This is a genomic window from Bosea vestrisii (assembly GCF_030144325.1).
In the GTDB taxonomy this organism is placed as follows: Bacteria; Pseudomonadota; Alphaproteobacteria; order Rhizobiales; family Beijerinckiaceae; genus Allobosea; species Allobosea vestrisii_A.
In genome coordinates this window covers 5607536-5627802 of record NZ_CP126307.1, presented here as the reverse complement: position 1 = coordinate 5627802, position 20267 = coordinate 5607536, and the positions used below count along the sequence as shown (strand labels likewise).

The window sequence follows — 20267 nt, the reverse complement described above, 5'->3', positions numbered from 1 at the left end:
GGTGTCGCGGACCGCTCTCCTACCCTCAAGGCACATCGATACGCCAGCCATGGTGATCGCGACCGGCCTGGGTATGGAGCGTGGTGATCTCCCGGTAGAGCTTCGCGGTGGTCGGGCCGGTCTTGCCATCGGCGACCGTGACCGTCTTGCCGCGATAGGTCAGCGCCCCGATCGGCGAGACGACGGCCGCCGTGCCGATCCCCCACATCTCCGAGACGGAGCCGTCCTCGATGCCAGCGATGAGCTCGTCGATGGCGATGTCACGCTCGCTGACCCGCTCGCCCCAGTGGCGCAGCAGGTCGAGCGCCGTGAAGCGGGTGACGCCGGGCAGGATCGAGTCGCTCAATGGCGGGGTGACGATCTCGTCCCCGATCCTCAGCATGACGTTCATCGTGCCGACCTCCTCGATAAAGCGGCGATGCGTCGAATCGAGCCACAGCACCTGGGTATGGCCCTGCGCCTTCGCCTCCTCCGAGGCCAGCAGGCTCGCGCCGTAATTCGCCGCTGCCTTCGCCGCCCCGATGCCGCCGCGCGCTGCCCGGACATAGGTGTCGGAGACCAGGATCTTCACCGGATCGGCGCCTTCCGCGTAATAGGCGCCGACCGGGGAGAGGAAGATCATGAAGGTGTATTGCTTGGCCGGCCGGACGGCCATGAAGCCTTCCGTGCCGATCATGGTCTCGCGGATATAGAGCGCCTGGCCGGGCCGCTGCGGAACCCAGTCGCGGTCGAGCCCGACGAGCGCGACCATCGCCTCGAGCACGTCCTGCGGATCGACGGCGGGCATGCACAGGCGCGCCGTGGACTTGTTGATACGTTCGAGATGCGCATGCGGCCGGAACAGGCGGATGACGCCGTCCTCGCAGCGATAGGCCTTGTGACCATCGAAGATCGACTGGCCGTACTGGATCGCCGAGCAGCAGGGATGGATCGAGATCGGCCCGAACGGCACGATGCGCCGGTCGTGCCAGCCCCTCTCCTCATCATAGTCCATGAGGAACATGTGGTCGGTGAAGTAGGCGCCGAACGTGCCGGAGACATCCTGCGGGATGGGCTTCGGTGCGGTCGTCCTGGTGATCGCAAGCGTCATGATCGTCTGTCCGTGTGCTGCGGAAGGCGGTTCGGAAGCGGGCTCAAGCCCGCGCTGGGGCCGCGTCCGCCGTCGACGGCGTCGTGCGCAGCAAGGTGAGGGCTGCGATGCTGATCACTGTCGCGATCATCACATAGATCGCCGGGGCGAGCTTCGATCCGGTCGAGGCGATCAGCCAGGTCGAGATGAACGGGGCGAAGCCGCCGAAGATCGTGACCGCGAAGTTGTAGGCGATCGAGAAACCGGAGGAGCGGACCTCGACCGGGAACATCTCGCCCATCAGCGACGGCGCAGGGCCGGTATAGATCCCGACCAGCGCTCCCATGAAGAGCTGGACCAGGATGAGGCGTTCGAGCGAAGGGGCCGCCGTCAGATAGGCGAAGGCAAAATAGGCGGAAAGAGCGATCGCCGCGGCCGCCAGGATCATCGGCGGGCGCCGGCCGACCTTGTCGGAGAGTGTGCCCGACAGGTAGGCGAAGACGCAGACCGCCACGAGGCCGAGCGCATTGGCGAGCAGCGACTGTGCCGGCAGCAGGCCGAGCTCGCGCACCGAGAAGGTCGGCATGTAGATCAGCAGGCAGTAGGTGCAGACCGTCCAGGCGATCGTCACACCGAAACCGGCGGCGATCTTGCCGCCATGCAATGAGACCACATCCCTGATCGGCTGTTGCGACGGGTTATCGCGCTTGGTGAAGGTCTCGCCTTCCTTGACGTTGGCACGCAGATAAAGACCGATCGGGACGATCAGCAGGCCGATCAGGAACGGGATGCGCCAGCCCCAGGCGACCATCTGCTCCTGGGTCAGCATCGCGGCGAAGGCGGCGCTGACGAGCGAGCCAAGCAGCAGCGAGCCGGCCTGGCTGACCTGCTGCAGGCTGCCGATGCGGCCGCGCTGGTTCTCGCCGGCATGTTCGAGCAGGAAGGCAGTCGCGCTGCCAAGCTCGCCGCCGCCGGAGAAGCCCTGCAGCAGCCGGCCGACGACGATCAGCAGCGGCGCGGCGACGCCGATCGTCTCATAGGAAGGCGCCAGCGCGATGATGCCGGTGCCGAGCGCCATCAGGCTGATCGTCAACGTCAATCCAGCCTTGCGGCCGGCCCGGTCGGCATAGCCGCCAAGCACGATCGCGCCGACCGGACGCATGAAGAAGCCGACGCCGAAGGTCGCGACCGTGAGCAGGAGCGAGGTCAGCGCATCGCCGGTCGGAAAGAAGACCTTGGCGATGTAGATCGCGAGGAAGCCGTAGACGGCGAAATCGTAGTATTCGAACACCGTTCCGGCGACGGCGGCGCCGATGGCCGCTGCCTTCCCTTGCTTGCCCTGCCCCGATCCGTTCGACATGCCGATACCCTCTTGTCGGTTCTTGGAAGTGTTGGATTGCTCGCCGGTCAGGGCGTGGTGTCGCGGCCGAGATGGCCGAGGCAGTCGCCCGGCTTCACCTTGGCGAAGGTGCGGATGCAGAGCGCCAGGCCGCCTTCCTTGAAATGCACCTTCAGCGGCTCGTTCCACGGCGTCGACGGATCGTGGATCAGGCCGGCCAGCGCGCCTGCCTGCAGTTCGTCGCCGAGCCGGAAGGCCGGCTCGAAGATTCCCGCCACCGGCGAGAAGGCGAAGAGGCCGGGCGAGGCGATGTCGAGATGGCGAACCTTCGCGGGCGGCGTCGTCGCGGTCTCGCGCGGCAACACGCCGATATGGCGAAGCACGCCGAGAACGCCGTGCTCGGCGACCAGCTTGCCGTCGAGGTTGACGGTCGAGCCGCCACCGAATTCGCCGGTGAGGAAATGGCAGCCATTCTGGTCGGCGACGTTGCCGAAGACGCGGTCCTCGCCATCGAGTGCCGTCAAGCTGTCGAAATAGGCGACGCGCGGCGGCGCGAAGGCCTCGACCAGACTGGCGATCACGGCCTTCTTCTGCGGATCCGCCCAGCGCGGCGCGAACAGGGTCGGCAGGTACTGCAGCGATGAGCCGCCGGCATGCATGTCGATGGCGTAGTCGGCCATCGCCAACAGCACAGTCGAGACGTAATGGGCGATAACCTGCGTCGGCGAGCCATCGCGGCTGCCGGGGAAGGAGCGGTTCAGGTTGATCTGGTCGAGCGGCGAGACGCGCGTCGCCGACAAATAGGCCGGATGGTTGACCGACGGGACGATGATGATCCGGCCGGAGAGATCGAGCTCTTCGAGGCGCCGCATCAGGTCATAGAGGAAGAGCGGACCCTCATACTCATCGCCATGGACGCCGCCGGTGAGCAGGACAGTCGGGCCGGAGCCACGCTTGGCGACGGCGACCGGGATCGGGATATGGCCATAGGCTGAATCGTGGACGGAGTGAGGCATCCGCAGATAGCCGCGGTGGACCCCCTCGTCGTCGAACGGAATCGACGACGAGATCAACGATTTCCGGCTCATTGCATTCCCCCGTTTTACCGACTCCGCTGCGTTCTTTCGCCACGGCGTCGTTGCGGAAAAAGCCTCGGTCTTTCGGCGCGCAACAACAACATCTGCAAACGGGTTTGACTTCACGATTGAGCAATATTCTTTATGCTGGGAGCCGATCTTGGAGAGAAAATTGCCGACCTGGGCAATTTCAGTTTCGGCAGGTGACCCTGAAAGGCTCGATCGAGATGTCCCGCTCCAGACCGACCGTCATGCTCGATGCGCTTGATCTGAAGATCGTCGAGGCGCTGAAGCGCGACGCGCGCATCTCGAACATCCGGCTGGCGGAGCAGATCGGCCTCTCGCCGGCGCCTTGCCTGCGTCGCGTCAAGGAGTTGGAGCGGATGGGGGTGATCGTCGGCTATGAAGCCCGCCTCGACCGCACGCTCCTTGGCCTGAGCGTCATGGCGTTCTCGGAGATCCAGCTGAAATCGACCGCCGCACAGGCGATGGACGATTTCGAGAAGGCGGCCTCGACGATCCCGGAGGTCGCCCGCTGCTACATCACCTCGGGCGGCTGGGACTACATGCTGGAAATCTATACCGAAAGCCTCGCCGCCTTCGAGCAGCTCAGCAATCGCCACCTCACCCAGCTGCCGGGGGTCAAGCGCGTCAGATCACGCTTCGCCCTGAGGGAGCTGGCCCAGGGCAGGTGACGCAACCCGTTTTTCAATGCTGAGATCGAAGTCGCCGTTCCGTTTCGACAATCCCGGTCGTGCGGAATTGCGCATAGCGCTCCCTTTCCGGTTTCGCCTTACTCACGAGTACGCTCAGGAATATCGAGTAGAGCTGGAGATACCGCGGCGGCCAACGACCGCGGACTCGCAGGGGAACGTCATGGACCAGGCCGAGAGCCCGGTGCTGCTCACGATCGAGCAGGCCGTCGCCACCGTCACGCTCAATCGTCCGCGCGTGCTCAACGCGATCGACCCGCACATGGCGCGCAGCCTTGCAGATGCGATCGAACGCATCGCGCAGGATGGCACGGCGCGCGTCCTGCTGTTGCGTGGCGAGGGGCGCGCCTTCTGCGCCGGCGGCGACGTCGCCCGCTTCGCCGTGGAAGACCCGGCAGCCGCGGTCGAGGCGATCATCGACCCGTTTCATGCTGCCTTGCGTGCGCTGGACGCGTTGAAGCTGCCGACACTCGCTGCGGTGCAGGGGCCAGTCGCCGGGGCCGGGTTCAGCCTCGCCTTGGCCTGCGATCTCTGCATCGCGGCTGATGATGCCGTCTTCACCATGGCCTATTCGCGCATCGGCGCCTCTCCCGACGGCTCGGCGACCTACCGGCTGCCTAGACTCGTGGGCGCGCGCAAGGCGCTCGAACTCGCCTTGCTGGCCGAGCCGGTCGATGCCGCCGGCGCGCTGGCGCTCGGACTGGTCAACCGCGTGGTGCCTGCCGCTTCGCTGCAGTCCGAAGCGGCGTCGCTGGCACGCCGGCTCGCGCAGGGACCGACGGCGGCCTATGCCCGGATCAAGCATCTCGTCGGCCGCTCGCTCGGCAACGACCTCTCCGCCCAGCTCGATCTCGAGCGCGAGGCTTTCCTCGCCGGCACGCGGACGGCCGACTTCAGGGAAGGTGCGCAGGCCTTCCTGGCCAAGCGGTCGCCGCAGTTCGAGGGGCGTTGAGATGGCAGCTTCGCCCATTCTGGAGGTGTCGGGCGTCTCGCTCGCCTTCGGCGGGGTGCGCGCCCTCAGCGACGTCTCGTTCACGGTGCCGGAGGGCGCGATCACCGCCGTGATCGGCCCGAACGGCGCCGGCAAGACCTCGCTGTTCAACACGATCTCGGGCTTCTACCGGCCGCAGGCCGGCACCATCTGCTTTGCCAGCGAGAGCTTGGAGGGCGTGCGCGCGCCGCAGCGCGCCGCACGCGGCCTCGCCCGCACCTTCCAGAACATCGCGCTGTTCCGCGGCATGACCGTGCTCGACAACATCAAGCTCGGCCGCCACGCCCATATGCGCACCGGCGTACTCGACGCGCTGTTCTATTGGGGCCGCGCCCAGAAGGAGGAGCTGGAGCTGCGGGCCGAGATCGAGGAGCGCATCATCGATTTCCTCGAGATCCAGCACATCCGCAACGCCTCGGTCGGCACGCTCTCCTACGGACTGCAGAAGCGCGTCGAGCTGGCGCGGGCTCTCGCCATGCGCCCGCGCATCCTGATGCTCGACGAGCCGGTCGCCGGGATGAACCGCGAGGAGACCGAGGACATGGCCCGCTTCATCCTCGACGTGAAGGAGGAATGGGGCGTCACCATCCTGATGGTCGAGCACGACATGGGCATGGTGATGGATATCTCCGACCATGTCGTGGTGCTGAATTTCGGCCAGGTCATCGCCAGCGGCACGCCGCGCGACATGCAGGGCAACGAGGCGGTGGTCGCCGCCTATCTCGGCTCCGGCGATGTCGGCGCGATCGCGCGCCGGATCAAGGCGGAGGCGGCGTGATGGACACCCTCTTCCTCGCTGAGGTCACCCTCGCCGGCCTCGGCGCCGGTGCGCTTTACGCGCTGACCGGCGTCGCCTTCGTGCTGATCTATAAGGCGACGCGCGTGGTGAACCTCGCCATCGGCGAGATCCTGATGCTCGGTGGCTATGCCTTCCTCGGCTTTGCGGCCGGGCTCGGGCTCTCGCCCTGGCTCGCCCTGCCGCTCGCCATCGCCGCCGGTGGCGCCTTCGGCTGGCTGGTCGAGCGCGCCCTGATCCGGCCAATGCTGGGCGAGAGCCCGATCTCGGTGTTCATGGTCACGATCGGCCTCGGCTCGATCCTGGCCGGCGTGGTGCAACTTTGCTGGGGCGCCGACCCGTTGCGCCTGCCCGAGTTCATGCCGTCGACGCCCGTCTTCATCGGCGAGGCCTATCTCGCGCCGAAGGTCGCGATCGGCTTCGTCGCCGCGGCGGTGGTGATCGGGCTTTTCCTCGCTTTATTCCGCTTCTCGCGCGGCGGCGTCGCGCTAAAGGCGACGGCGGCCGATCAGGGCGCGGCCTATTCGGTCGGCATCGATGTCCCGCGCGTCTTCTCGGTCGCCTGGATCCTCGCCTGCGCCACTGCCGCCGGCGCCGGCGTGCTGATCGGAGCGATCGGCGGGATATCGCCGACCATGGGCGTGTTCGGCCTCTCGGTCCTCGTCGTGGTGATCATCGGCGGACTCGACTCGATCGCCGGCGCGCTGGTCGGCGGCCTGCTGATCGGGCTGGTCGAGGCGCTCGCCGGTGCCTTTCTCGGCGGCGAATTCAAGCTGGTCGTCACCTTCGCGCTGCTGCTCGTCTTGCTGATGGTCTGTCCCTACGGACTGTTCGGCACGCATGAGATCGAGAGGCTCTGAGCCATGCGGATCGGCACGCTCAAGACCAGCTATGCCGCCGACGAGGCGCTGTTCGACACGCCGGTGCAGCGCGTCCTGCTGGTGCTGCTGGCGCTTTGCGCTATCGCTTTTCCCTTCGTTGCCAGCCCGTACTGGCTCTTCCTGGCCTGCCTCTGCGCGATCAACGTCGCGAGCGCGACGGGCCTCAACCTGCTTACCGGCTATACCGGCCTCGTCAGCCTCGGCCAGGCCGCCTTCATGAGCGTCGGCGCCTATGCCGTCGCGGTGCTGGAAATCCGGCTCGGCACGCCCTTCGCGCTCAATCTCCTGATCGGCGCCGGGCTGGCGGCGGCGATCGGCATCCTCGTCGGCATTCCCAGCCTCAAGGTGAAGGGGCTCTATCTCGCCATCGCGACCATCGCGGCCTCGGTCATCCTGCATTTCCTGTTCGCGCACTGGTCGCTGACGGGCGAGTCGCGCGGCCTGTCGATGCCGCCGGCACGCCTGTTCGGGCTGACGCTCGACCAGCCCTTCTCGCTCTACTGGCTGATCATGCCGGTGACCTGCCTGATGGTGCTCGGCGCGGCCAACCTGCTGCGCACCAGGATCGGCCGGGCCCTCATCGCCATCCGCGACCGCGACATCTCGGCCGAGGTGCTCGGCATTCCGCTGCTGCGCTACAAGCTGACGAGCTTTGCGATCTCGTCCTTCTATGCCGGCCTCGCCGGGGGGCTCTGGGCCTATTTCTTCCGCGTCGTCACGCCGGAAAGCTTCCCGCTGGTCAATTCGATCTTCTATCTCGCCGCGATCATCGTCGGCGGGATGGGCACGATCCTCGGCGGCATCCTCGGCGCGGTTTTCATGACGCTGGTGCCGGAGCTGCTGAAATTCGTCGCGAACTGGGCGACGCCGATCTATCCGGATGCGCTGGCGGCGCTGGCGCCGGTGCGCACCATCGTCTTCGGCGGGCTGATCGTCGGATTCCTGGTCTTCGAGCCGCGCGGCCTCGCCGAAATCTGGCGGCGCCTGCGGCGCTTCTTTCATCTCTGGCCGTTCAGGACCTGAGCATTTCGCCGAAACGGCTGCCGGCAAGAGCAGTCAAACCTTGGGGAGGATGAGATGACGAATACGAGACTCGACAGGCGCCAGCTTCTCGCCGGCACCGCAGCGCTTGCCGGCGGACTGGCGCTCAGCGTTAGGCCGCTCGCGGCGCAGGACGGTGGCGACATCGTGCTCGGCGGCTCGATCCCGCTGACCGGCGTCTTCGCCTTCGCCGGCGTCGGCATCCATGCCGGCATCCAGGACTATCTCAAGATCCTGAACGATGGCGGCGGCATCAAGGGCCGCAAGATCAAATACGTCGCCGAGGACACCGCCTACAAGGTCGACGCCTCGGTCGCCGCCTTCAACAAGATCACCAGCCAGGAGAAGGTCTCGCTCTATTACGGCGACTCGACTGGCTTCTCGAAGACGATCAATCCCGAGCTCGACCGGCGCGGCAGCATGATCATGGCGGGCGCCTCCTTCGCGACCGAGCTCAACGACCCCAAGAAGTTCCCACTGCAGTTCATGGCCGGGCCCGACTACACCGAGATGTTCGGCATCCTCTTGCGCTACATCGCCAAGGAGAAGCCCGGCGCCCGCGTCGCCTTCGTCTATTCCGACAGTGAGTTCGGGCGCGACCCGATCGTGCCGAGCGAGGCGGTCGCCAAGGAGCTGAAGCTCAGCGTCGTCGAGAAGATCGTGACCCCGCCGGGTAGCGTCGACGTCTCGACCGAGGTGCTGAAGCTACGCCGCGCCAATCCCGACTTCACGATCTTCCACGGCTATGTGCTGGCGCCGATCCCGGAATTCGTGGCGCAGGCGAAGCAGATGGGCATGAAGAGCCAGTTCATGGGCACGTTCTGGACCATGGACAACTCAACCGTGCAGCGCATGGGCGACGCTGCCGACGGCTTCATGGGCGTGATGCCCTACCGCTACTACTACGACAAGGAAGGCACCGCGCCGATGCTGGAGAAGATCCGGCAAATGCGCCCCGAATACCAGTCGACCGGCTACCTGCAGGGCTTCGTCACCGCCATGCTGATGACCGAAGCGGTGAAGCGCACCCTCGACGCCGGCAAGGAACTGACCGGCGTCAACCTCAAGGCCGGACTCAACAGCATCAAGGATTTCGACACCGGCGGGCTGTTCGGCGTGCCGATCTCGATCCCCGGCAATTCCGTGCCGGTCGGGCGCATCTACCGCTTCGACGCCAAGGCCAAGCAGATGCAGCCGGCTTCCGACTGGATCAAGCTGTGATGGCAACTGCCGGATGAAGGGCTAGAGGTCATGGCCGGTCCCGCGGTGCTCGACGTCAACAATGTCGAGGTAGTCTATAACCGGACCGTGCAGGTGCTGCGCGGGCTGTCGCTGCAAGTGCCGGAGGGCGAGATCGTCGCCCTCCTCGGCTCGAACGGCGCCGGCAAGTCGACCCTGCTGAAGGCGGTGTCGAACCTGCTCTCGCTCGAGGATGGCGACGTCACCGCCGGCGCCATCCGCTTCCGCGGCGACGACATCGCCAGCCTGACCCCGCATGGGCTCGTCCGGCGCGGCCTGTTCCACGTCATGGAAGGGCGGCGGATCTTCGAAGACCTGACGGTCGAGGAGAACCTCACCGCCGCGACCTTCGCACTGACCGGGCGCAAGCTGCCCGCCGCCGATTTCGACCTGGTCTACAGCTACTTCCCAAGGCTGCACGAGCGCCGCAAGGGGCTGGCCGGCTATCTCTCCGGCGGCGAGCAGCAGATGCTGGCGATCGGACGGGCGCTGATCGCGCGGCCCTCGCTGATCCTGCTCGACGAGCCCTCGCTCGGCCTCGCGCCCAAGCTGGTCGAGGAGATCTTCGCGATCATCGCCCGCATCAATGCCGAGCAGAAGGTCTCGATGCTGCTGGTCGAGCAGAACGCCGCGGTCGCCTTCGCGGTCGCGAATTACGGCTACATCCTCGAAATGGGCAAGGTCGTGATCGATGGCCCGGTCGAGAAGCTGATGCGCGATCAGGATGTGCGCGAATTCTATCTCGGCCTCGGCGGCGCTGGGGGTGAGCGCAGCTATCGCGACATCAAGCACTACAAGCGCCGCAAGCGCTGGCTCTCGTGAGGATGGCAGCGATGCGCGAGCTCCCCAATCTCACCTTGCCGCAGATGCTGCGCGAGAATGCGCGGACGATGCCGGAGCGTATCGCGCTCAGGCAGAAGGATTTCGGCATCTGGCTGCCGATCAGCTGGGCGCAGTACGACCGCCGCGCCCGCCATTTCGGCCTCGGCCTGCGCGCGCTCGGGCTGGGCGAAGGCGGCCATGTCGGCATCCTCTCCGAGAACCGGGCCGAATGGGTCGTCGCCCAGCTCGGCGCCGGCATGGTCAGCGCCGTTGCGGTCGGGGTCTATGCGACGAGCCCGGCCAATGAGGTCGCCTATGTGCTCGGCCATGCGCAGGTCGAGATCGTGGTCTGCGAGGACCAGGAGCAGACCGACAAGGTGCTGGAGCGGCTGGCGGAGCTGCCGCAGCTGAAGCGCATCGTGGTGATCGATCCCAAGGGATTGAGGGGCTATGCCTCCGAGCTGGTCGTCGCCTTCGCCGAGGTGCTGCGCCTCGGCGCCGAGCACGAGACCGCGCATCCCGGGCTGGTCGAGGCCTGCCTCGCCGCGCAGACGCAGGCCGATGTCGGCCTGATGGTCTACACCTCCGGCTCGACCGGCAAGCCCAAGGGCGCAATGCTGAGCTATCGCAACATGCGCGCCCAAGCCGCTGGCGTGGTCGAGCGGCTCGGCTATGACGCCACGACGACCAACCTGTCCTATCTGCCGCTCTGCCATGTCGCCGAGCAGATGCTGAGCACGATGGCGCCGATCTATTCCGGCGCCTGCGTCTCCTTCGGCGAGTCGCTCCGGACCGTGCAGGAAGACCTGCGCGAGATCGCGCCGACGCTCTTCCTCGGCGTGCCGCGGATCTGGGAGAAGCTGCACGCATCGATCCACATCAAGCTGATGGAGGCCGGCGGCTGGCGCAGGCGCCTGTTCGAGGCCGGCCTTGCCGCCTGCGAGCCCTTCGCCACCAAGCCCAGGGCCGCGCGCAGCCTGCGCGAAAAAGCGCTGGCGCTGTTCTACCACCTCGTCATCTTCCGCCCGCTGCAGAACTTCATCGGCCTGCGCAAGGCGAAGGTCGCGCTCACCGGCGCAGCGCCGATCCCGCCGCGCATCGTCCAGTTCTTCCGCACGCTCGGCGTGCCGCTGGTCGAGGTCTACGGGTTGACCGAGACCTCCGGCATGGCGACCGGCCAGCGCCTTGAACACCTCATCCCCGGCTCGGTCGGCGAGGCCGTGGCAGGCGCCGAGGCCAAGCTCGGCGAGCAGGGCGAGCTCCTGCTGCGCGGCGACATCGTCTTCGAGGGCTATTTCCGCAATCCCGAGGCGACGGCAGGCGTGCTGCGCGACGGCTGGCTCCACACCGGCGACGTCGCCGTGATCGAGGGCGGGCAGGTCCGGATCGTCGACCGGCTGAAGGACATCATGATCACCGCGGGCGGCAAGAATCTCAGCCCCTCGGAGATCGAGAACACGGTGAAGGGCAGCGCCTTCATCAAGGAATGCATCGTCGTCGCCGACGGCCGCCGCTACCCGTCCGCCCTCATCCAGATCGACGGCGAGACCGTCGGGAAGTGGGCCGAGGAGAACCGCCTCCCCTTCACCCATTTCCGCAGCCTCGCCGAACATGCGCGGGTGCGTGAACTGGTGGCCGCCGAGATCGAGCAGGCCAACAGCCAGCTCGCGCCGGTGGCGCAGCTCAAGCGCTTCCACCTCCTCGTCAAGGAACTTGACCATGACGATGACGAAGTCACGGCGACGATGAAGGTGCGCCGGTCCAACATCGCGCAGAAATACGCCGCCGAGATCGAGGCCCTCTACAGGCCCGAGCGGCAGGCCGAACCAGCCTGAAGGAGAGAGTTCCATGAGCCGTCATGTCGTCATCACCGCGGGCGTGCGCACCGCGATCGGAACCTTCGGCGGAGCGCTCTCCGGCCATGCGCCGACCGCTCTCGGCGCAGCTTGCGTCGCCGAGGCGCTGCGCCGCGCCGAGCTGCCGGCTGCCGAGGTCGGCCATGTCGTGTTCGGCAACGTCATCCTGACCGAGTCGAAGGACGCCTATCTCGCCCGCGTCGCGGCGATCGAGGCCGGCATTCCGGTCGAAGTCCCGGCAATGACGCTGAACCGGCTCTGCGGCTCCGGCGTTCAGGCGATCGTCTCAGCCGCGCAGGCGATCATACTCGGCGATTGCGACACGGCCGTCGCCGGCGGCGCCGAGACGATGAGCCGCGCGCCGCACCTTCTGTCGACCGCCCGCTTCGGCCAGCGCATGGGTGACACGGTTGCCTCAGATCACCTGACCGGCATCCTGACCGACCCGTTCGGCAACGGCATCATGGGCATCACCGCCGAGAACGTCGCCGAGCGCTACGGCGTCGATCGCGAGGCGCAGGACATCTTCGCTGCCGAGAGCCAGCGCCGCGCCGCCGAGGCGATCAATGCTGGCCGCTTCAAGGAGCAAATTCTTCCCGTAGAGGTTCGCAAGGGCCGCGACACGATCAGCTTCGACACCGACGAGCATCCCAAGCCCGGCACGACGGCGGAAACGCTGAAGGGCCTGCGCCCGACCTTCAAGAAGGACGGCACGGTCACGCCCGGCAACGCCTCGGGCATCAATGACGGCGCCGCCGCCATGGTGCTGATGGAGGAAGGTCGCGCCGGCCGCGAGGGCAAGCCAATCCTGGCGCGTATCGTCGGCTATGCCCATGCCGGCGTCGAACCGGGAGTGATGGGCATCGGCCCGGTGCCGGCGGTGCAGGCGCTGCTCAAGCGCACCGGGCTCTCGCTCGCCGATTTCGACGTGATCGAGTCGAACGAGGCCTTCGCCGCCCAGGCCTGCGCGGTCGCCAAGGAGCTCGGCTTCGATCCGGCCAAGGTCAATCCCAATGGCGGCGCCATCGCGCTCGGCCATCCGGTCGGCGCGACCGGTGCGATCATCACCCTGAAGGCGGCCTATGAGCTGAAGCGCACCGGCGGTCGCTACGGGCTAGTGACGATGTGCATCGGCGGTGGCCAGGGCATCGCGCTTGCGATCGAGCGGGCCTGAGCCGGCCATGGCGACAGCCCTCTGGAAGACGCCGGCGCAGCGCGAGCGCGAACGCGCCCTCAAGCGCGAGGCCGTGCTGCGCGTCGCGGCGCAGGCCTTCGCCGAGCAGGGCTTCCACCGCACCTCGCTCGACGATGTCGCCGAGCGCCTGAACGTCACCAAGCCGACGATTTACCATTACGTGCGTAGCAAGGACGAGATCCTGTTCGAATGCGTGCGCATCGGGCTGGAGCGGCTCGATACCGCCGCCGCCGCCGCCGAGGCCAGGCGCAGCGGCGGCAGCGGCCTCGACCGACTGATCGTGCTCTGGACCGAATACGCCCATATCGTCACCGAGGATTTCGGGCGCTGCCTCATCCTCGTCGGCGAGGATCCCCTGCCGGCCGAGACCCGCAAGGAATTGCGCGCCCTCAAGGGCAAGATCGACAAGCGCTTTCGCGGGCTGATCGAAGCCGGCATCGCCGACGGCTCGATCCGTTCCTGCGACCCCAAGCTGCTCGCCTTCGCCGCGGCCGGGGCGCTGAGCTGGATCGCCCGCTGGCACGATCCGGCTGGGCCGCTCTCCGTCGACGATATCGCCCGCGAGACGATCGGGCTCTTCGTGAACGGGATCGGGGCGCTCGAGCACAGCGCGCAAAGCGCCCGCCGCGTCAGCTCCTAGCCGGGGGCTACACAGCAAGGCGGGGCAAAGATGAAACGATGTGAGGGGCTGGAGCGGGTGGAGGGAATCGAACCCTCGTATTCAGCTTGGAAGGCTGCTGCTCTACCATTGAGCTACACCCGCGCCGGGCCGCCAAATTCCGCATCCGGCCGGTAGGTGTCAACCCATCGCAGGAAAGAAGATGGCGTCATCCACCTGCGGCGCGGCACGTGGGCGCATTTACGTATCGCTCAACGCCAGTCGGCCGAGCCAGATCGCGGCGCCCGTGAACGCGCCGAGTGCCGCCCCTCCGGCGAGCGTGCCGAAGGCCAGGGCGCCGGCTGCGGCCACCGCCGTGCTGAAAAGTGCGATTCCCATAGTCCCTCTTCCCCAACGGCAAGCCTAGCAAGGCCTTGCCGCGCGACTGCCCCCATTTGGGGGTGAAAGAGCGAAATTCGAGCCCACTGCGACAAAATCCCCCAAATGGGGGGTGAAGGCGAAATGGCGGGCCGCTAGCGTGACGTTGGGGGAAGCGACATGTGCGAATTCGACGATCTGCGCTGTCCATGCAGAGCCGAGGTCCTAGCCGCGGTGCCTGTCTGGCAGATGATGCTGGTCCATGGCGCGGGCACGCTCGCTTTGCTCATGATGCTGCGCTGATCTCCTTCCGTCAGCGCCGATATGCCTCCCGCCCGGGCACCGGCGAGCGCCGGGCATCTGGCCTGGCTTCGGTTTCGAGACTAGCCTTCCGATCGAAGGGCGAGGAATCGATGCCGAGCTATGTGGCCTTGTTGCGCGCGGTCAATGTCGGCGGCACCGGCAAGCTCGCCATGTCGGATCTGAAGGCGATGTGCCTGGAAGAGGGCTTCACGAAGATCACGACCTACATCGCCAGCGGCAATGTCGTGTTCTGCGCTGAAGGTAGCGCGGCGCAGGTCAAGGCGGCGCTGGAGCGCCGGCTCCTCGACTATGCCGGCAAGCCGGTCGGCGTGATCGTGCGGACGGCCGATGAGATGGCCGCCGTACACCGCTTCAATCCGTTTGCCGATCAGCCGCCGAACCGGGTCGTCGCCATCTTCCTCGACGAGCCGCCGCCAGCCGATGCGCTCGACGATGTCCGCGGCCGCGGCGACGAGGAACTGCGACTCGGCAGCTGCGAAATCTACGTCGCCTACGGCACGGGGATGCGCGATTCCAAGCTCAAGATCCCGGCCGCCGCGCGCGGCACCGCCCGCAACATCAATACCATCGCGAAGCTGTCGGAGATGGCTGCTTCGCTCTGATTCGACTTGGTCTGACCTGCGCGTTTTTCTCATCGGAGCCGCATCTCGCTTCTCCGTCCCGCAGGTGAGTAACCGATCTGAACCATGAGGGCTTGATCGCGATCCGATTTGCGGGTGTCCTACGGACCAATCCAGCCGTTCCCTTGCGGCCTGACGGACGCCGCACGCTGCGCCTGAAAGCCCTGGAAGCAGCTTGCCGCGCCCAAAAGCCGGCCACTACGCGACACGCATCGATGCCGATGACACGCCTGGGAGGGACAATGAGACAGAGACATGTGGAGCTTGCGAGCGCCAAGCGCCTCGGCGGCCCGGCCTGTGGCCTGCTGCTACCGCTTCTCCTGGCCGGCTGCGGCGGTGGCGAAGGCCTGTCGTCGTCGGGCGGGAGTGCGGCGAGCGCGCCTCCTCCATCCGGCATCTCGCGAGACGCCCTGGTCGGGCGCTGGGGTATCGCCTCCTTCCATACCGACAAGGATCGCAAGCGCACCGAGGCGGAGGCGCGGGGGCAATGCAAGCAGCCCTATGTGATCAGCAACGGGCCGAATGACGGGGTGATGATGCACGTCGCCGACGATCCCAAGCCCTATGAGCTCAGGCTGAAGTCTGGTGGCGGCAAGACCTATGTCGGCTTCGAAGCTCCGGCCGGCGATCCGCAGGACCGCGAGATCCTGTCGCACAGCAAGTCGATGCTGGTGATGCGGTTCGTCGATCCGGATGCGAGCCGCCGCTACGGCACCTTCATCTATTCTCGCTGCGGCTGACCGGAGGCGATGCCTATGAGCACCACTCGTATCGTCCTGCGCAGTCTCCTGGCCACGTCCCTACTCGCCTTGACCGGTCTTGCCACGGCCCAGCCGCGCCCGCCCGCCGGGTTGCAGGAAACGATGGACATCGGCGACGAGCCCGGTCGCGTCTCGACCGAGGAGGTCAGCATCACCGAGGGCCCTTATGCCCGCCAGATGGTGCTGTTCCGCTCGAACGAGGCGCCGGGCACCGTCGTGATCCATTCGGGAGAGCGCTTCCTCTACATCGTCCAGGGCAATGGCCGGGCGCTGCGCTACGGCATCGGCGTCGGCCGCGAGGGCTTCACCTGGTCGGGCCAGGTCCAGGTCAGCCGCAAGGCCGAGTGGCCGGACTGGCGCCCGCCGCCAGAAATGATCCAGCGCCAGCCCTATCTGCCGCGCTTCATGGCCGGTGGTCCCGGCAACCCGATGGGCGCGCGGGCCCTCTATCTTGGCTCGACCGTCTTCCGCGTCCACGGCACCAACCAGCCCGAGACGATCGGCCAGGCGATCTCGTCGGGCTGCTTCCGTCTCGCCAATGGCGATATCGTTGATCTCTATGACCGCGTCCCGGTCGGGACCAAGGTCATCATCCGCCACAAGGCGACGCTATGACTGGCCCCGCCCTCCCCGACCATAGCCGCAAGGAGATGAGAGCCATGTCGAAGGCCTCACGGGTTCGCTCACGCAGTCTCCAGTTCGCCGCCCTCGGGGTGCTGGCGAGCCTGTCCGCAGTGCCGGCCAGCGCCGGGACGCTCGACACCGTGAAGCAGCGCGGCACGCTGCAATGCGGCGTCAGCGAGGGCGTGACCGGCTTCTCGGACAAGGATGCACAGGGCAGCTGGCGCGGATTCGACGTCGATTTCTGCCGCGCCACCGCGGCGGCGGTGCTCGGCGATGCGAGCAAGGTCGCCTTCACGCCGCTGTCGGCCAGCGAGCGTTTCGAGGCGCTGAAGAGCGGCAAGGTCGACCTGCTGGCGCGCAACTCGACCTGGACGCTCGCACGCGAGGCGCAGCTCGGCCTCGCCTTCACCGGCATCACCTTCCATGATGGCCAGGGCTTCCTGGCCAAGCGGGCGCTCGGCGTCGACGGGGCGCTGGCGCTCGACAAGGCGAAGATCTGCGTCGAGGCCGGCACCACCACCCAGCTCAACCTCGCCGACTTCTTCCGGGCCAATTCGATGGCTTATGAGGAGAAGGCCTTCCCGGGCGCGGCAGAGGCCCTCGCCGCCTTCCAGTCCGGACAATGCGACGTGCTGACCCGGGACCAGTCGGCGCTGCACGGCGAGCGTCTCAAGCTGGCAAAGCCGGCGGAGGCAGTGGTGCTGCCGGACGTGATCTCGAAGGAGCCGCTCGGCCCGGTGGTGCGCAGCGACGACTTCGCCTGGTTCAATCTGGTGAAATGGGTGAACTTCGCACTGGTCAACGCCGAGGAGCTCGGCATTGCGGCCGCCAATGTCGACGAGGCGCTGAAGTCGCAGAAACCGGATGTGCGCCGCTTCACCGGCGCCGAAGGGGATTTCGGCAAGGCGCTCGGCCTTGACGCCAACTGGGCGATCCGGGCGGTCAAGGCGACCGGAAACTATGCCGAGATCTACGAGCGCAATCTCGGTACCGGCTCGCAGCTCGCCATCCCGCGCGGCCTCAACCAGCTCTGGAACATGGGCGGCGTCCTCTACGCGCCGCCATTGCGATAACGCGCCGAGCAAAGGCGAATGTTTGCTCCCGCACCTGACGTCGGGTGCGGGCGTGGCGCCGAAAGGCTGAGAAAACCAGCGCCAAAAGGCAAGGTGGTGGGGGAAGCAGGACTCGAACCTGCGAAGGCATAGCCAGCGGATTTACAGTCCGCCCCCTTTGCCGCTCGGGACATTCCCCCCGCCTTGCCGCAGGCTGACCCGAAGGTCGGCCGCAACCGCCTGTTTCACTTTTGTGAAGGGCGGCAGGCGCGGGCGGACTTATGAGGAGAGGTCAGCCGGCTGTCAACGCCAAAAAGCCATCTGGCGACAAGCAATCGCACTCGTACCCCGCTCAGCCCTGGGGCCAGTTGGCGCGATGGCGCCTGCGCCAGGCGAGCGCAGCGGGGACGAAGGCCTGGAACGGCGTCGCCTCCGGCCGCTCGATCGCGTCGGCGAGATCGGGCGGCGGGTGAACCAGGCTGCGCACACCATGGCGGTGCACCCAGACCGGCAGCTCTCCCTGGCGGGCGAACATGGCGATGACCTGCCTGACCAGCGAGCTGCGCAGCGCCCGCGAGCCTGCAACGGGCCGCGCCACGACGCAGAAGCGCGCGAACGGATTCGCGTGTCCCTCATCTCCCTCCAGGCAGAAGATCACACCGCAACGATCCGGTCGCGCCTCGTCCGGCATGGCATCGATGCGGCGCCACAGGCAGAACCAGCTCCGGCAGATATCCGGCCGCGTCGCATGAATGCCGCAGCCCTTGCCGGTGTTATGGCGGCACATCACGCCGGCCGGCTTGCCGACCTCCGGATCGACGATGCGCAGCACCTCGCAGCAGGCGACGCAGTCGCCGCAATCGCGCCCGGGCACCAGATGGTTCAGCGTCCGGCCCGAGCGCATCGTGCCGGCTTCGGAGCTCTCAGCCATGACGCGCCTCCCGGAGCTGCGGCGAAGGGGCGAGCCTAGCGCGGAAACTTACCTATCGGAAGCAAGGCGTCGCACGCGTTCCAGCACGAAAGCGACACGCCTCTCAACATTCACACGCGGGAGCTCCACCAGTTCGTAGCCGTGCTCGCGATAGGCTGCAGTGACTGCATCGTAAGTGCGTTCGGCTTCGGCGAAATCCTGCTTGCGTTCGGCATCCTGGGCGTAAATCTCGCGCCAGGGCGGCGCGGCGAAGACGATCGAAGCGTAACGGAACGCGCGAGCCGCGCGGTCGAGATGGCCCGGCACCTCGAGCCCGCAGAGCCGCAGGTAACCGATGGTGTCGGGAATGCCGCGGTCGAAAAAGACCGCCGCCATGCTCGTCTGCGCCTCGCCATGGGAGCGCATGTCGAAGCCGAGCATCAGCTCGGCGAACAGCCCCCGGTCGCGCCAGGGCAAGGCCGGTCCGTCGATCGCGAGCTGGTCGCGGATGATCGCCCGCCCCGCCTCCGGCGCAATCCGGTGACCTTCGGCGGCCAGCGCGGCGAGCAGCGTCGTCTTGCCGGCGCCGGGCCCGCCGGTCACCACGAACAGGCGTTCATTCGGTTTCGTCATCGGCATAGTCTCCTTGCAATGAACCAAGTGAAAATCCCTCGTCCCGGCCTTCGGGCTGGCCAAGCCGGCCACGCCATGGCAGGGCATGGCATCACGTTTCCGGAGCCATGATGTCCGCCCCGTCCCGTCCCCGTCCCCAGAGTCGCCATGGCCGCCCGCATCGCGACGGCCCGCCGCCGCACCGGCCGGGCGAGATCGACGAGGCGATCCTCTACGGCGCCCATCCGGTGATCGAGGCGCTGCGCAATCCGCAGCGGCGCTTCCGAAAACTCCTCGCCACCGAGAACGCGCTGAAGCGCCTGGCCGAGGAGATCGGCAAATTGCCGATCGAACCGGAAATGGTCCGGCCCTCGCAGATCGACCGGCTGCTGACGCCCGACGCGGTGCATCAGGGGCTCTATCTCGTCTGCGATCCCCTGCCCTCGCCCGAACTCGACAGCCTGCCGGACGATGCGATCGTGCTGGCGCTCGACCAGATCACCGACCCGCACAATGTCGGGGCGATCCTGCGCTCGGCCGCCGCCTTCGCCGTCGCCGCCGTGATCGTCACCATCCGCCATTCGCCGGCAGCGACGGGCGTGCTGGCGAAATCGGCCTCCGGCGCGCTCGAACACGTGCCGCTGATCGCAGTTAAGAATCTGGGGGATGCGCTCGATAAGCTCGGCGAGCGCGGTTTTCTGCGGCTCGGCTTCGATTCGGAAGGGGACGTCTCGCTCGACGAGGTCACCTTGCGCCGCCCGCTCGTATTGGTGATGGGCGCCGAGGGCAAGGGCCTGCGCCAGCGCTCGCGCGAACTCTGCGACCAGCTCGCCCGGCTCGACATGCCCGGCGCGATCAAGAGCCTCAACGTCTCGAACGCCACCGCGATCGCGCTCTACGCCGCGACCCGGCGCGGATAGAGCTCAGCTCAGCGACGCGCCACCCGGCCGTCGCTGCCAAAGCGCATGACCCGCACGACCGGGCGCCCGTTACGCTCTTCGATCCGGTAGAGCACCGGATCAGCCACAGGCGGCCGCGGAATGCCGATCGCAACGGGTATCGAGGGCTCCTTCGCCGGCGGCGGCTCGCTGGCGTCCGGCAGCACGATCACGGCCTGCTGGCCGGCGGGCCAGCCATAGAAGCCGGGATAGCCACCACCATAATATCCAGCATGGCGGCGATGGACATGGCCGGGCCGCGCAATCGGCCGCATCGGCGCAAACCGTGGAGCGGGAGCCGATGCTCCGGACGCCGGGGCCGCCGCGAAGCCCGGCGCCGCAGCAGCCGGGGAAGCGACAAGACACAGCCCGGCGAACAGTGCGGCGAGCGGCAGGCCAGCATCGCATTTCATGACCGACACCTCCTGCATC

The 20267-nt window shown here is 67.1% G+C and carries 22 protein-coding genes and 2 tRNA genes; 15 read left to right on the top strand and 9 right to left on the bottom strand.

Annotated elements, in window-relative coordinates:
* Window positions 1–25: 25 nt before the first annotated feature.
* From QO058_RS27785 to QO058_RS27775, 3 genes are read right to left on the bottom strand one after another with little or no spacing between them, the layout of a single operon-like run.
* Entirely contained in the window at window positions 26–1090 is a 1065-nt protein-coding gene (locus tag QO058_RS27785; RefSeq protein WP_284169447.1) for a branched-chain amino acid aminotransferase, read from the bottom strand.
* Between the two features lie 43 nt (window positions 1091–1133).
* A complete protein-coding gene (locus tag QO058_RS27780; RefSeq protein WP_284169445.1) occupies window positions 1134–2429 on the bottom strand; it encodes an MFS transporter in 1296 nt (431 codons plus the stop codon).
* A gap of 47 nt (window positions 2430–2476) precedes the next feature.
* Window positions 2477–3496: a succinylglutamate desuccinylase/aspartoacylase family protein gene (locus QO058_RS27775; protein WP_284169443.1), complete on the bottom strand. Its 1020-nt coding sequence runs from the start codon at window positions 3494–3496 to the stop codon at window positions 2477–2479.
* Between the two features lie 215 nt (window positions 3497–3711).
* Here QO058_RS27775 and QO058_RS27770 point away from each other — a divergent pair, with 215 nt between their 5' ends.
* The 10 genes from QO058_RS27770 to QO058_RS27725 all read left to right on the top strand — a co-directional run bounded on the left by QO058_RS27770 (window position 3712) and on the right by QO058_RS27725 (window position 13658).
* Complete coding sequence (locus QO058_RS27770; RefSeq protein WP_284169441.1) at window positions 3712–4179, top strand: Lrp/AsnC family transcriptional regulator; 468 nt, start codon at window positions 3712–3714, stop codon at window positions 4177–4179.
* Between the two features lie 181 nt (window positions 4180–4360).
* Entirely contained in the window at window positions 4361–5149 is a 789-nt protein-coding gene (locus QO058_RS27765; protein ID WP_284169440.1) for an enoyl-CoA hydratase/isomerase family protein, read from the top strand.
* A 1-nt stretch (window position 5150) separates the two neighbouring features.
* Window positions 5151–5966 (top strand): ABC transporter ATP-binding protein, encoded by an 816-nt coding sequence (locus QO058_RS27760; RefSeq protein ID WP_284169439.1) that lies wholly within the window; start codon window positions 5151–5153, stop codon window positions 5964–5966.
* Window positions 5966–6844, top strand: coding sequence for a branched-chain amino acid ABC transporter permease (locus QO058_RS27755; protein WP_284169437.1), 879 nt, complete (start codon window positions 5966–5968; stop codon window positions 6842–6844). The genes QO058_RS27760 and QO058_RS27755 overlap by 1 nt, the downstream gene beginning before the upstream one ends.
* 3 nt (window positions 6845–6847) lie before the next feature.
* Complete coding sequence (locus QO058_RS27750; protein ID WP_284169436.1) at window positions 6848–7888, top strand: branched-chain amino acid ABC transporter permease; 1041 nt, start codon at window positions 6848–6850, stop codon at window positions 7886–7888.
* Window positions 7889–7942: 54 nt separating this feature from the next.
* Window positions 7943–9127 (top strand): ABC transporter substrate-binding protein, encoded by a 1185-nt coding sequence (locus tag QO058_RS27745; protein ID WP_284169435.1) that lies wholly within the window; start codon window positions 7943–7945, stop codon window positions 9125–9127.
* Between the two features lie 30 nt (window positions 9128–9157).
* Window positions 9158–9967 (top strand): ABC transporter ATP-binding protein, encoded by an 810-nt coding sequence (locus tag QO058_RS27740; protein ID WP_284169434.1) that lies wholly within the window; start codon window positions 9158–9160, stop codon window positions 9965–9967.
* 11 nt (window positions 9968–9978) lie between these two features.
* Window positions 9979–11802, top strand: coding sequence for an AMP-dependent synthetase/ligase (locus tag QO058_RS27735; protein ID WP_284169433.1), 1824 nt, complete (start codon window positions 9979–9981; stop codon window positions 11800–11802).
* A gap of 13 nt (window positions 11803–11815) precedes the next feature.
* Complete coding sequence (gene bktB / locus QO058_RS27730; protein WP_284169432.1) at window positions 11816–12997, top strand: beta-ketothiolase BktB; 1182 nt, start codon at window positions 11816–11818, stop codon at window positions 12995–12997.
* Window positions 12998–13004: 7 nt separating this feature from the next.
* Window positions 13005–13658 (top strand): TetR/AcrR family transcriptional regulator, encoded by a 654-nt coding sequence (locus QO058_RS27725; protein ID WP_284169431.1) that lies wholly within the window; start codon window positions 13005–13007, stop codon window positions 13656–13658.
* Window positions 13659–13707: 49 nt separating this feature from the next.
* Here QO058_RS27725 and QO058_RS27720 read toward each other — a convergent pair.
* Together QO058_RS27720 and QO058_RS27715 are read right to left on the bottom strand one after the other, a co-directional pair.
* Window positions 13708–13781: transfer RNA gene (locus QO058_RS27720), tRNA-Gly, on the bottom strand.
* A 96-nt stretch (window positions 13782–13877) separates the two neighbouring features.
* Window positions 13878–14015 (bottom strand): hypothetical protein, encoded by a 138-nt coding sequence (locus QO058_RS27715; RefSeq protein WP_164547461.1) that lies wholly within the window; start codon window positions 14013–14015, stop codon window positions 13878–13880.
* 392 nt (window positions 14016–14407) lie between these two features.
* Between QO058_RS27715 and QO058_RS27710 the strand changes: the two genes are divergently transcribed.
* The 4 genes from QO058_RS27710 to QO058_RS27695 all read left to right on the top strand — a co-directional run bounded on the left by QO058_RS27710 (window position 14408) and on the right by QO058_RS27695 (window position 17396).
* Entirely contained in the window at window positions 14408–14920 is a 513-nt protein-coding gene (locus QO058_RS27710) for a DUF1697 domain-containing protein (RefSeq protein ID WP_284169430.1), read from the top strand.
* Window positions 14921–15180: 260 nt separating this feature from the next.
* The gene (locus QO058_RS27705; protein ID WP_284169428.1) at window positions 15181–15678 is read left to right on the top strand and encodes a hypothetical protein; all 498 of its coding nucleotides are present in this window, start codon (window positions 15181–15183) and stop codon (window positions 15676–15678) included.
* A gap of 15 nt (window positions 15679–15693) precedes the next feature.
* Window positions 15694–16314 carry a L,D-transpeptidase gene (locus tag QO058_RS27700; RefSeq protein WP_432211989.1) on the top strand — a complete coding sequence of 207 codons (621 nt, stop codon included), beginning with the start codon at window positions 15694–15696 and terminating at the stop codon, window positions 16312–16314.
* Between the two features lie 44 nt (window positions 16315–16358).
* Window positions 16359–17396: an amino acid ABC transporter substrate-binding protein gene (locus tag QO058_RS27695; protein ID WP_284169425.1), complete on the top strand. Its 1038-nt coding sequence runs from the start codon at window positions 16359–16361 to the stop codon at window positions 17394–17396.
* A gap of 94 nt (window positions 17397–17490) precedes the next feature.
* Here the strand turns inward: QO058_RS27695 and QO058_RS27690 are convergent.
* The 3 genes from QO058_RS27690 to QO058_RS27680 all read right to left on the bottom strand — a co-directional run bounded on the left by QO058_RS27690 (window position 17491) and on the right by QO058_RS27680 (window position 18918).
* Window positions 17491–17575: transfer RNA gene (locus QO058_RS27690), tRNA-Tyr, on the bottom strand.
* Window positions 17576–17727: 152 nt separating this feature from the next.
* Window positions 17728–18306: a hypothetical protein gene (locus tag QO058_RS27685; protein ID WP_284169424.1), complete on the bottom strand. Its 579-nt coding sequence runs from the start codon at window positions 18304–18306 to the stop codon at window positions 17728–17730.
* Between the two features lie 48 nt (window positions 18307–18354).
* Window positions 18355–18918, bottom strand: coding sequence for an AAA family ATPase (locus QO058_RS27680; protein WP_284169423.1), 564 nt, complete (start codon window positions 18916–18918; stop codon window positions 18355–18357).
* A gap of 107 nt (window positions 18919–19025) precedes the next feature.
* Here QO058_RS27680 and rlmB point away from each other — a divergent pair, with 107 nt between their 5' ends.
* Window positions 19026–19817, top strand: a complete 792-nt coding sequence (gene rlmB, locus QO058_RS27675) for a 23S rRNA (guanosine(2251)-2'-O)-methyltransferase RlmB (protein ID WP_432211988.1) — start codon at window positions 19026–19028, stop codon at window positions 19815–19817.
* A gap of 8 nt (window positions 19818–19825) precedes the next feature.
* On the opposite strand, the gene QO058_RS27670 is transcribed toward rlmB, so the two are convergent.
* Window positions 19826–20248 carry a hypothetical protein gene (locus tag QO058_RS27670; RefSeq protein WP_284169421.1) on the bottom strand — a complete coding sequence of 141 codons (423 nt, stop codon included), beginning with the start codon at window positions 20246–20248 and terminating at the stop codon, window positions 19826–19828.
* Between the last annotated feature and the right edge of the window lie 19 nt (window positions 20249–20267).